The organism is Sphingomonas sp. LaA6.9 (assembly GCF_022601895.1).
Classification (GTDB): domain Bacteria; phylum Pseudomonadota; class Alphaproteobacteria; order Sphingomonadales; family Sphingomonadaceae; genus Sphingobium_A.
Window position 1 is genome coordinate 38,106 of record NZ_JAKVIO010000033.1, and the last position, 10,870, is coordinate 48,975.

General features: G+C 64.4%; 11 protein-coding genes. All 11 read left to right on the top strand.

Annotation, left to right across the window (positions count from 1 at the left end; genetic code table 11):
* Window positions 1-105 precede the first annotated feature (105 nt).
* From MKI88_RS15640 to MKI88_RS15690, 11 genes are read left to right on the top strand one after another with little or no spacing between them, the layout of a single operon-like run.
* Window positions 106-1,242, top strand: coding sequence for a toprim domain-containing protein (locus MKI88_RS15640; protein WP_241632325.1), 1,137 nt, complete (start codon window positions 106-108; stop codon window positions 1,240-1,242).
* Window positions 1,239-1,577 carry a DUF3307 domain-containing protein gene (locus tag MKI88_RS15645; RefSeq protein ID WP_241632326.1) on the top strand — a complete coding sequence of 113 codons (339 nt, stop codon included), beginning with the start codon at window positions 1,239-1,241 and terminating at the stop codon, window positions 1,575-1,577. Before MKI88_RS15640 ends, MKI88_RS15645 begins: the two co-directional genes overlap by 4 nt.
* Window positions 1,577-3,505, top strand: coding sequence for a hypothetical protein (locus MKI88_RS15650; RefSeq protein ID WP_241632327.1), 1,929 nt, complete (start codon window positions 1,577-1,579; stop codon window positions 3,503-3,505). Before MKI88_RS15645 ends, MKI88_RS15650 begins: the two co-directional genes overlap by 1 nt.
* Window positions 3,502-4,692: a hypothetical protein gene (locus tag MKI88_RS15655; protein ID WP_241632328.1), complete on the top strand. Its 1,191-nt coding sequence runs from the start codon at window positions 3,502-3,504 to the stop codon at window positions 4,690-4,692. The genes MKI88_RS15650 and MKI88_RS15655 overlap by 4 nt, the downstream gene beginning before the upstream one ends.
* A complete protein-coding gene (locus MKI88_RS15660) occupies window positions 4,679-5,290 on the top strand; it encodes a hypothetical protein (protein ID WP_241632329.1) in 612 nt (203 codons plus the stop codon). Before MKI88_RS15655 ends, MKI88_RS15660 begins: the two co-directional genes overlap by 14 nt.
* Window positions 5,287-6,843, top strand: a complete 1,557-nt coding sequence (locus tag MKI88_RS15665; protein ID WP_241632330.1) for a hypothetical protein — start codon at window positions 5,287-5,289, stop codon at window positions 6,841-6,843. Before MKI88_RS15660 ends, MKI88_RS15665 begins: the two co-directional genes overlap by 4 nt.
* Before the next feature lies 1 nt (window position 6,844).
* Entirely contained in the window at window positions 6,845-7,084 is a 240-nt protein-coding gene (locus MKI88_RS15670) for a hypothetical protein (RefSeq protein WP_241632331.1), read from the top strand.
* Window positions 7,085-7,092: 8 nt separating this feature from the next.
* A complete protein-coding gene (locus MKI88_RS15675; RefSeq protein WP_241632332.1) occupies window positions 7,093-7,686 on the top strand; it encodes a hypothetical protein in 594 nt (197 codons plus the stop codon).
* 49 nt (window positions 7,687-7,735) lie between these two features.
* Complete coding sequence (locus MKI88_RS15680; RefSeq protein WP_241632333.1) at window positions 7,736-9,385, top strand: portal protein; 1,650 nt, start codon at window positions 7,736-7,738, stop codon at window positions 9,383-9,385.
* A gap of 44 nt (window positions 9,386-9,429) precedes the next feature.
* Window positions 9,430-9,672 carry a hypothetical protein gene (locus MKI88_RS15685; protein ID WP_241632334.1) on the top strand — a complete coding sequence of 81 codons (243 nt, stop codon included), beginning with the start codon at window positions 9,430-9,432 and terminating at the stop codon, window positions 9,670-9,672.
* On the top strand, window positions 9,662-10,576 hold the full coding sequence (locus MKI88_RS15690; protein ID WP_241632335.1) for a hypothetical protein: 915 nt from the start codon (window positions 9,662-9,664) through the stop codon (window positions 10,574-10,576). The genes MKI88_RS15685 and MKI88_RS15690 overlap by 11 nt, the downstream gene beginning before the upstream one ends.
* The last annotated feature ends 294 nt before the right edge of the window (window positions 10,577-10,870 follow it).

The following is a 10,870-nucleotide window of genomic DNA, read 5'->3' on the forward strand; positions in this document are numbered from 1 at the left end:
CATACATGAGAGCGGCGTCTGGTACGGCTCGCGAGGCCCCCAGCGGAATGTCATCGGGCATTCCCGTGCGGATCGAGGATCGCGCCGCGTGCAGGGGGCGGTCCATTGACCAGGGCCGCCCCAACTGCCGAGCAGCGCGCGGTGGCGCTCGCCGAAGTGCGCGAGATCTGCGCGCGATTGAACGACCAGGCCGACAGCTGGGCGACGCAATTGCTGCCCAATGGCAAATATGAGGGCAAGACGCGCTGGCGCGTCGGTGACTTCGCCAACGGCCCCGGGCAGTCGCTGTGCATCTATGTGGCCGGCACGTACCAAGGCAAATGGTGGGATTTTGCGGCGTCGCCAGGCATGCGCGGTTATTCGGGCGATATCCTCGACCTGATCGCTCAGGTCAAATATGGCGGCGACAAGGGCCGTGCGATAGCGCATGCGCGCTCGGTGCTCGGGATGGACAATCTGGATCCCGAGCGCTTTGCGACCGAAACCGCGCGGATCCAGCGACGCCAGAAGAGCGCGAGCGAGCAGGCGCTGCGCGAAGCGGAAAAGATGCGGCGCAAGGCCGTGGCGCTGTTCATGGATCCGCGCGCGGTGCCGATCGTCGACACGCCGGCGGAATGGTATCTAGCCGGGCGCGGCATCGATCTTTCGTGCCTTGAGATCCATGGGCAGCAATATGTGCCCAAGGCGCTGGCGTTCCATCCTGCAGTCTGGTGCACCGAGGCCGGATGCGACCTGGCCGCGTTGATCGCGCGCGTCGTTCTCAACGGCCAGCATGTGGCGACGCACCGTACCTGGCTCGTTGAGGAGCGCGGTGACTGGGTGAAGGCGCCGCTCGAGGCGCCCAAAAAGGTGCTCGGCACCTATGCCGGCGGCCATATCCCGCTGTGGAAGGGTGAATGTCGCGAGACGCTGATGCGGATTGCGCCCGGGACCGACATTTACAGCGCAGAAGGGATCGAAAACGGCCTTTCGGTTGCTTGCGCGCGGCCGACGCTGCGGGTGATCGCTTCGATCTCCGTCTCGAACCTAGGCGGCCTGGTGCTGCCCGAGCAGATGGGGCGCCTCGTCATCATCGGCGAGAATGACGCACCGGGCAGCAAGGCCGAAGCGTCGACCAACGCTGGGATCGTGAAGCACCAGGAGCTGGGCCGCGAAGTGGCAATGATCAGGATGCCCGCGGACGTGAAGGATGCGAACGACATCCTGCGCGGCGCCGGCGATGTGGGGGAGATGGCGGCGTGAATTGTATCGAGCTCTTGTTTGCGCTGCTGGTTGCGCACGCCTTGGCCGACTATGCTTGGCAGGGCGATTTCATGGCGGCCGCGAAGAACCGGGCCAAGCCTATTCCGGGAGTGCCGTTCTATCAGCCGCTGATCTCGCATTCTGTCATTCATGGCGGCTTCGTCGCCCTGATCCTGCTCAATCCGTGGCTGGGATTGGCGGAGGCCATTGCGCATGGGTTGATCGATGACGCCAAGTGCACCGGCAAGATAAGTTTCAATGCTGATCAGGCCTTGCATGTCGCCTGCAAGATCCTCTGGCTCGCGATCGCGATCCTGGTGCCGGGCCTCTGGTAATGGCATCTCGCGGCAAGACACCCAAGAAAGGGCTCGAGCAGCTGGCCGCCCTGGTCGACGGGGCGACAGTGGTTCCGTTCGCGCGCGGCGAGGCGCCGCCGGCGGATGATCCGCGCTTTGACGGCGCACCCGAGCCCGAGGAACCGCAATCAGGCGGTCGGGATCCCGACGATGGGCTCTATGGACTGCCGGACGATTGCCCTGTGATCCCGCTGGGCACGTGTAATGGCATGTATTTCTTTCTCGATGAGCTGAAGCAACTTCGCGAGTTGAAAGCGAAAGAACTTGAGAAGGGCAATATCGAGGCGCTGTTCGGCCGCAAGGTCGCGCAGGTCGACAAGATCTGGCCCCGCTATTCGAACAAAAAAGACATCAACGGTGATTTCATCATCACCGGATGGAAGCCCGAGATCGCGGCCAGGTCATTGCGCCTGGCGTGCGCGCGGCTTGGGATCTGGTCGGCGGAGGGCAAGGTGCGCGGCGAAGGCGCCTGGCGCGACGACGACGGCAATCTGATCCTGCACTGTGGCGACAAGATCTGGATCGCCGGCGCCGACGAAGGGCATCAGTGGCACGAGCCCGGCAAGATAGCCGACCTGGTCTATCCTGCAGGCCGCAAGCTCCCGCGCCCGGCGGTGACGCCTGCCGATCCAAGCGAGTTCGAGCAGCTCGAGGCGCTCATCGCCACCTGGCGCTGGGAACGGCGCGATATCGACGCGCGGCTGCTGCTGGGGTGGATCGCGGCGGCCCCGATCTGCGGCGCGCTCAAATGGCGCCCGGCGGCCTGGGTGACAGGTGGACGCGGCACTGGCAAGTCCGCGCTGCAGACGTTGATCAAGTCGCTGATGGGCGGCGATGCCGGCCTGATCGAGGCGGCGAGCGCGACGGAAGCCTATATCCGCCAGCTGCTCGGCAAGCGCACGCTGCCGGTGGCGCTCGATGAGCTCGAGGCCGATGCCGACGATCGCAAGCAACAGGCGATCATCCAGTTGGCGCGTTATGCGAGCTCGGGCGCGAAGATGGGACGCGGCGGATCCGATCACAACCCGCATGACTTCATAGCGCGATCGTCGTTCCTGTTCTCCTCGATCCTGGTGCCGCCACTGAGCCCGCAGGATCGCAGCCGCATGGCGATGCTCGAGCTCAATCCCTTCGAGGATAGCGATGTCGAGCCGAAGCTGGATCCGCGTGCGTTGGGCCAGCTCGGCCGCGCGATCCGCCGGCGCATGGTCGACCAATGGCACCGCCTCGCGCGCACGATCGATATCTACCAGGATTGGCTGGGCCATTACGGCCACGACGCCCGCATGAAGGATCAGTTCGGCACGCTGCTCGCCTGCGCGGACTGCCTGCTCTACGATCACGAGCCAAGCGACGAAGAAGCCGAGATCTGGGCACGCAAGCTCGACGCGCGGCACCTGGCCGAAAAGGCCGACGACACTGGCGAGGGCGAGCTCTGCGCCCGCTATATCGCCACGTCGCAGCTGCAGGGCCGTGGGGGCGATGAGCCCGAGAGCGTGGCCATGTGGATCGAAAAGACGCTGATCGCCGTGCCAATGCTGGTGGGCGAGCAGGACAGCGCCTGCGGCAAGGCGCAGCGCCGTCTCGAGATGAGCGGCATGCTGGTCGTTGCGGCCAATCTGGACGACGGCAAGGCGGTGAAGCGGCACACTGGCGGTCCCGGGCCCGCCGGCGCCAAACAGGATGTGGAGCGCGCGCTCTATGTCGCCGTGGCCAATAGCCATCGCGGGCTGGACGGGATGCTGCGCGATATGCGCTGGAAGGGCGGCGTGTGGAGCCAGGCGCTCGGTCGCGTCCAGGGCGCACACAAGCGCGTCAAGGTGCGGATCGGCGGGCGTGGCGAATGGGCGACGCTCGTGCCGCTGGCGGTGTTCTCCGACCAGGCGATCGAGGAGCCCGACGCATGAGCGCTGCGCTCGCCGCCTCGACCTGTTTGCCCATAGGCGCTGCGCCGGCAGCTTCGCGATCGCGGAGCGGTCGTGGAGCGGTGCGCCGGTGCTCTGCATCATCTTCCCGCATCGAGAGATCGTCTATCGACGTCTTTCGTTCGTCTTATTTTTTTGTTTTGCCGGCGCCCGTGCCCGCTGATATCAATCAGGACGGGCGGGCCATGCTGTTCGCTGCCCTCGGGCTCGGGGGGATGTTCCCAAGGTCAAATTGGGAACGCGGTTGGGAACGCGGGTTGGGAACGTCCAACCCATTGAAATCCCGCCACTATCGGCAAATGTTCCCATGTTCCCAACGTCCACGCGCGCACGCGATTTCGCGTATGCGCACTCGCGCACGCATTAGCGACTATCATCATTTCTTGGGAACATTGGGAACATTTGATTATATCATTGATATTCAGTGCGTTGGACGTTCCCAATCGCGTTCCCAATCGCGTTCCCACACTCAAGCGCTGGGAACATCGGCCCGCCTCGCCTGCCTGAAACCGCAGATTTCTGCCATTTCGAATAAAATAGTGGGTGGATATGCGCTCTCGGCATCGACGGGTGCCGATCTGCGGTCATTTGAAGCCGCTGCGCTGGAAAAACTTTCGGCCTGGTGCGCGTCGGCCGCGCCGATCGGCGCGCTCGAGCTCCTCGACCAGGGCGAGGCCGGCGAGCGCGGACTGACGGGAGAGAATGGCGGTTTTCTGCGCCTCTCCGGGGGTGCGCAACATGCCGTCAGAATGGCAGCGTCAGAATGCGAGGCGCAACGCCTTGGAAATGCGTCGATTTCTGGCGCTGGTCGGAAGCTTCTCAGGCTGCGCGCTGTCGACCTGGGCGCGATCGCGGCATCGAAGGGGGGCAGGCCCCCCTTCGCCGGCGCCGAGATCCGCTGCCCGCTAGCGCAGCCGATTTTCTGGATTTCGGTCGAGCTTCGCTCACCCCCTCGACCTGCATGCCATGCGGTTGCCGGGGACGGCCGCGAAATGGTGGCGGACGCCATGGGGCACGGGGCGCGGGTAGCCACCCCCGGCGAAGGCTCAGCGCGCGAAACGCGTAGACCGTCGGATTTGGGGCTCGGGGCTAGGGATCTCGGTTCGCCGTCGATTTCGAACGTGGAACTAACGACGCTATGGGCGGGGTCGCGGCATGTCAACGGCTGACAATGGCGATGCAAAAATCGTTGCGGACGTCGTCGCGAGCGCGAAGTCGCTGCTGGCGGACCAGGCGCGCGAAGCCGAGCAGCTCGACATGCTCGATCCAGTGTCGCCCGAAGAAATGATCGAGGCTCGCGAGGAGATGGGCCCCCAAGCGGGGAATATGTCGGTGCTGCGCCTGGCGCGCGAGCGCAAGCGTGGGCGGCCGCCGGGAGCTAGAAACAAGCGAACCGATGATTTCGCGCGATACATCCTCGGCTTTGGACAGCATCCCGCGATCACGATGATGCAGATCCAGGCGACGCCGGCGGAAGTGCTGATCGAGGCCTCGCGCCAGCGCAAAGTTCATAGCTTTCGCAAGGATGGCACGCCGAACATCGTGATCGAGCGTCTGTCGTACGAAGCGGCTCAATCGCTTCGGATCCGATGCGCGGAAGGGTTGCTGCCGTATCTCGAGAGCAAGAAACCCGTTGCGGTCGATCTGTCCTTCAACGGCGTCGCGGATCTGATGATCGAGGGCGTGACGCATACCCGCGAAGAAATGGGCGACATCCTCGAGGCGGATTTCCTGCCTGTCGATGGTGATGAGGCAGACGAGGCATGATGCAAGCGCCGATCAAGCCGCGTAGGCTGGTATCGCCAGGCCCGATCGCCGATGGGTTCATGCGCTCGCGCGCGTTCATCTGCGGCATCATCGGCCCGGTGGGATCGGGCAAGACGATGGCGGCGCTGCAGAAGGGCATCCGCGTCGGCGCAATGCAGCGCGGCATCCGCGACGATCGCGGCGTCACCTGGCGCAAGGCGCGCATCGGCGTCATCCGCGAAAGCTATCCCAGCCTGCAGTCGACGACGCTCAAGAGCTGGTTCAACATCGTCCCCGAAAGCGAGGGCAATTTCAGCTGGAAAGCGCCCTATACGCACAGTTTTCGCAAGGTTCTGCGCCGCGAGGGCAATGTCCGCGGCGGGCGTCCGATCGACATACTCGATATCGAATTCGAATTCCGCGCCATCGGCGATCAGTCGGTCGAAGAGGCCTGCCGCGGCTGGGAAGTAAACGCGGTGATCGTCGATGAGGCGGATCTCCAGCCTGAGGATCTCGTGTCGTTCCTGACGGGTCGTATCGGCCGCTTCTCCGATCTCGATCCAGCGCTGGTCGTGGATCCGCAGATCATCCTCTCGCTCAACATGCCCGATATCGACAACCACGTTTATCGGCTGCTGCTCGATCGCGATCTCGACGGGCTCAGTGAGGAGGACGCGGCGGATCTCGCCGAGGCGCTCAACGGCCGCGAGCTGATCGAGGCATTCGTTCAGCCTGGCGGCCGTGCGCACAATGCGGAGAACCTGCACAACCTGCCCGGTGGCCGCGGTTACTATGTGCTGCAGGTAGCGTCGAACAAGCACAAGCCCGGCTATGTCGACCGGATGGTCGACAACAAGCCGGTGCCACTGCAGCACGGGCAGCCGGTCAATGCGGGCTTCGCCTATACCGAGCATGTGCGTTCGCTCGAATGGGATCGCCGGCGCAAGCTGATCCTCGGCGTCGACCAGGGCCTATTTGCGGCCGCGGTAGCGCTGCAGCGCGATGAGCTCAACCAGATGCGGACGCTCGCCGAGGTGGTCAACATCGCGAAGGGCGGCAAATCGCTGCTCAAGGTCGGCCCGACTGCGTTCGGCAAGCGCGTTAAGCAGATGCTGGCCGACAAGTTCCCCGACATCGAGCCGCACCAGATCCGCGTGGTCGCTGATCCGGCGGCGTTCGCGGCGAGCGATCGCGAGGATAATGAGCAGGACTGGCTGCTGGCCTTCCAGAAGGCGCTCGGGCTCAAGGTCCACCGCGCGAAGTCGAACCGCCAGGGGCTTCGCAACGAGGCGATCTGGCAGGCGCAGGACCGCCGCGACGGCTATGCGGTCGATCCGGGCTGCAAGCATCTGATCAAGGCGCATGTCGGCGGCTATCGCTACCAGAAGGCAGAGATCGGCACGGGCGAGACGCGCGGTCATCTCGAGATCCAGAACACGATCTACACGCACGTCGCGGACGCCGAGCAATATGCCGCGCTCGAGGGCGAGCACGTGATCTCCGACATCCGCGGCAAGCCCAGGCGGAAGACATCGGTACGGATCGACGGCGATTACAACGAACTAGGAGGTTGAAATGGCTCTGTTGAAACCACTCGGAAAGGCCCTTGGCGGCGTGCTGAAGGGATTGGGGATCATCTCCACCCCGGGCAAGCCCCCCGCTCCGCTGCCCAGCGTCACGCGCGACGACGCCGCCGCCCAACAGGCGGCCGACGACGATCTGCGGCGGCGCAAGGGCGGCGCAGCCGACATCCTTACCGGTTCGGGGGGCGCCGAGGCCGCCCTGACCGGTGGCAAGCTCACCCTCGGCAGTTGAAAGGATCCATGATGACCGAAGGAACACAGGAAAAATCGCTCGAAGAGCAGTTCAGGGACGGCCTCGATAAGGATGGCGCCGTGCTGCTCGCCGAGCGCGTGGCGGCCACGGAAGCCGAACTTGCCACCAAGGGCGAGGAGATCGTCGATCTCCGTTCGCAACTCGAGGCTGCGAACGCGCGCGCCGATGCTGCGGAGAAGGTATCGAAGGAAGCGCCCAAGTCGGTGTCGAAAAAGCCGGCCAGCCCCAAGCCGCGCAAGTTTCCGGAGATCAAGGCCGATGACGCGCTCGAACCCGAGCAGCTGCGCGATGCGATCGGCGATGCCGAGGACGTCGAGATCGTCCTGGTCGATGGCAATGGCCGGGAAGTGCCAGGCAGCATGCCGATCAACGTCACGGGCAATGTCTGGAACCTGCGCCTGCAGGGGCTGATGCTCACCGAGCCCGTCGAGATCACGGCGCCGCACGAGGGTGCTGGCTACCAGGTGGCGGGCTACGCGCTGCTGCTCGACGGCAAGCTGGCCGCGCGGCGGATGCGGTCGGATCCCGTGAATGTCGCGGCGGGGCAGCGCGTCAAGCTGACCGACGACATCGTTTTCTGACCGGAGCGGGCGCGCTTCGGCGCGCCCCTCCATGAATGGGGATTTCAAAATGGCGGACGACAAGCTGCAGGACGATGATCTGGTGAAGGCGCATCTGCGCAATCACGAACGGCTGGCTGGCGAGCGTGCGCCCTATGAGAGCACCTGGCGCGAGATCGATGAGCGGGTCGATCCCGAAGGCCAGGGCGCGTTCGGCGGCGGCAAGACCGATGGCGTGCGCAGCGAACGCAATTTCGATGTAACGGCGAGCGAGGGCCTCGAGCGCTTCCAGGCGGCGATGGCGTCGATCACGGTCCCCCGTGCGACCCAGTATATCCGGCTGAAGTTCGCAGACGAAAATCTCAACAAGCAAATGTCGGTTCGTCGCTGGTGCGAGCGCACCGCCGATCGGCTGTATGCGATCCGCTATGCGGGGCACACCGGGTTCGAAACGCAGGCTGGCGCCGATTTCCGACAGCTGGGTAAATACGGCACCGGGCTGATCTGGACTGGCGTACGGCCGGGCGTCGGCCTGTTCTACAAGGCGCTGCACCTGTCCGAATGCTATATCGACGAAGACTATGCCGGCATGGTCGACACGGTGCAGCGCAAATATGAGCGCGATGTTCGCCAGATCGAGCAGGAATTCGGGCGCGATGCGCTGACGCCCAAGATGCGCAAGGCGTTTGACGGCAACAAGCTCAATGAGCGGTTCCAGCTGCTGCACATCGTCTGCCCCAATGGGGACCTGCAGCCAGGCGCTATGGATCGCCGCGGTATGCCCGTCGACAGCATCACGATCGCGGTCGACGAAAAGATGGTCCTACGCCGCAAGGGGTTTCGCTCAATGCCGATCGCGACATCGCGGCACGTGACGGGCCCATGCGACAAATATGGCCGTTCGCCCGCGGTCAAGGTGCTGCCGTCGATCCGCGGTCTCAACACCATGAAGCGAACGATCCTGCGCGCGGCGCACAAACAGGCGGATCCCGCGCTCGCCTTTTACGATGACGACGGGATCACCTCGATCGTCACACGACCGGGCGGCGCCAATCCCGGGCTCGTCGACGAAAGCGGGCGTGTGTTGGTCGCGCGCATGCCTGGCGGGGACGGCAATCTGCCGATCGGCATGGAAATGATCGAGCAGGATCGCCAGGTCGTGCGCACAGCGTTCCTCGAGGACTATTTCAAGCTGCTCACGGACGAAAAGGTCCAGCGCTCGGCCCAGGCCGTGCTCGAGATCGCGGCCAAGCAAGGTGTGCTCGTCGCGCCCTATGCGGGCCGGTACGAGACCGAAAAGCAGAACCCGATGACGCAACGCGACCTCGAGCTGTCGATGATGGCGGGGCAGATCGAACCCTTCCCGCCTGAAGTGACCGAAGCGGGCGCATATCCGATGATCGAATATGACAACCCGCTCAATCGGATGGCGCGGTCGCAGGAGGCGGCGGGGCTGACGCGCCTGATCGAAACGCTCACCCCGATGGCGCAGTCCGATCCGTCGGTGTTCGACGTCATCAACACCGATGAAGCCGCGACAGGTGTTGCGGACGTGCTGGGCGTACGACCGAGCTGGCTGCGTTCGAGGGATGAGATCGCGGCTGTGCGCAAGAAGCGCGCAGAGGACGAAGCTGTCGCCGCCGGCGTCGACCAGCTCGCCACGGTGGCGTCTGCGTATCAGGACATCGCCAAGGGCAACCAGATCGCGGAGGCCATATGAGCGATCGCCACGCCTTATTGAACAAGATGCGCTGGCGATCGGTGATGATCTCGCGCGCCTTCAAGCGTCTGTTCAAGTCGGAGCAGGGCCAGATCGGTCGGACCGCGCAGCGCGTGCTCGCCGACCTGGCCGGATACTGCTTCGCAGACAAATCCACCTTCCACGACAATGCGCTGATCATGGCGCGGCGCGAGGGGCGCCGCGATGTGTGGCTGCGCATCAAAGGCTACCTCAACCTGGACGAGGCACAGGTCCAGCAAATCATGGAGATCGACGATGAATATTGACGGCGACGGCGGCGATACGGGTGCGGCTGACGATCTGCTGGGTGGCGGTGCCGGCGGAGACCAGGGCGGTGGCGATCAGGGCGGCGATCAAGGCGGCGGTGACGCTGGTGCCGGCGGTGGCGACGCGGTGGATCCGGAATTCTATGGCCTTCTCTCCGCGCAGGGTGCCGAGGGCGATAATCCGTCGAACCGGGACTGGATTAAATCCGCCGGGTTCAAGGATATGGACGGCGTTGTGAAGGCGCTGCGCGACAACATAAAGGCGGTTCGCGACAGCGGGCGGGTGAAGGTTCCGGGAGAGGATGCCAGCGATGAAGATCGGGCCGCGTTCGCACGAGCGATCGGCGTCCCCGAAAATATCGATGGCTATGAGATCAAGGCGCCCGATGGGATCCAGCTCAATGAGCCCCTGATCGGTGCTCTCCGCGAAAGCGCGCTCAAGCATGGCGCGCCAAAGGGCGCCTTCGAAGGGCTGGTCTCGGACTTCATCCAGGCGCAGCTCGATGAGGCGGCGGCCGAGAGCAAAAAGCAGGATGACCTGGCGTCGGCCAAGGTCAAAGAATGGGGTGCCGGCGCGAACGAAAAGCTCTCTCACGTCAACAGCGCGGCGCGGCATCTCGGCTTCAGCAAGGCCGATATGCAGGGGTTGCGCAATGGTCTCGGTGCCGATCGCGCTCTCGACCTGCTCGCCAAGCTGGGCGAAGGGATGGCCGAGGACACGTTGATGACGGGCGGCCGCGGTCGCTTCGGCGTCACGCCTGCTGAAGCGCAGAGCGAGCTCGACAAGCTCAACAGCGATCCCGAGCACATGGCAGCGCTCGATCGCAGGGATCCGGGTGCCCTGGCGCGACGCCAGCGCCTCATCGATGCCGTCGCTGCAGGGCGATCGCAGAAGGCTGCGTGATCACAGAAACCCCGGTTGACGCGCGAGTCGGGGTATGAGATTGATTGCGCGACGGTTCGGGGGATCCGTCCAAAAACCCCCAAATTAAGTCCTGGCCTAGCCGCCTTCGGGTGCGCCCCAGGCCCAGCGCTGGATGGCGTCGCCGATCGCGGGCGTTAAACGATAGAGCGGCCCGGGGATCTGCCCCGCCTAGCCCTTCGAAATCGGTCACAACCTTTTTCGTGAGGGCAATTCCATGTCCATGTCAGTCAATGAGACCGCCCAGGTCGCTTTCGATAACAACGTCACGCTCGG

Excerpts from the sequence above, each read along its gene's own strand:
- MKI88_RS15685 (WP_241632334.1), top strand. The coding sequence starts at position 9,430 with ATGATCTCGCGCGCCTTCAAGCGTCTGTTCAAGTCGGAGCAGGGCCAG.
- MKI88_RS15665 (WP_241632330.1), top strand. The coding sequence starts at position 5,287 with ATGATGCAAGCGCCGATCAAGCCGCGTAGGCTGGTATCGCCAGGCCCG.
- MKI88_RS15690 (WP_241632335.1), top strand. The coding sequence starts at position 9,662 with ATGAATATTGACGGCGACGGCGGCGATACGGGTGCGGCTGACGATCTG.
- MKI88_RS15660 (WP_241632329.1), top strand. The coding sequence starts at position 4,679 with ATGTCAACGGCTGACAATGGCGATGCAAAAATCGTTGCGGACGTCGTC.
- MKI88_RS15650 (WP_241632327.1), top strand. The coding sequence starts at position 1,577 with ATGGCATCTCGCGGCAAGACACCCAAGAAAGGGCTCGAGCAGCTGGCC.
- MKI88_RS15675 (WP_241632332.1), top strand. The coding sequence starts at position 7,093 with ATGATGACCGAAGGAACACAGGAAAAATCGCTCGAAGAGCAGTTCAGG.
- MKI88_RS15655 (WP_241632328.1), top strand. The coding sequence starts at position 3,502 with ATGAGCGCTGCGCTCGCCGCCTCGACCTGTTTGCCCATAGGCGCTGCG.
- MKI88_RS15680 (WP_241632333.1), top strand. The coding sequence starts at position 7,736 with ATGGCGGACGACAAGCTGCAGGACGATGATCTGGTGAAGGCGCATCTG.
- MKI88_RS15670 (WP_241632331.1), top strand. The coding sequence starts at position 6,845 with ATGGCTCTGTTGAAACCACTCGGAAAGGCCCTTGGCGGCGTGCTGAAG.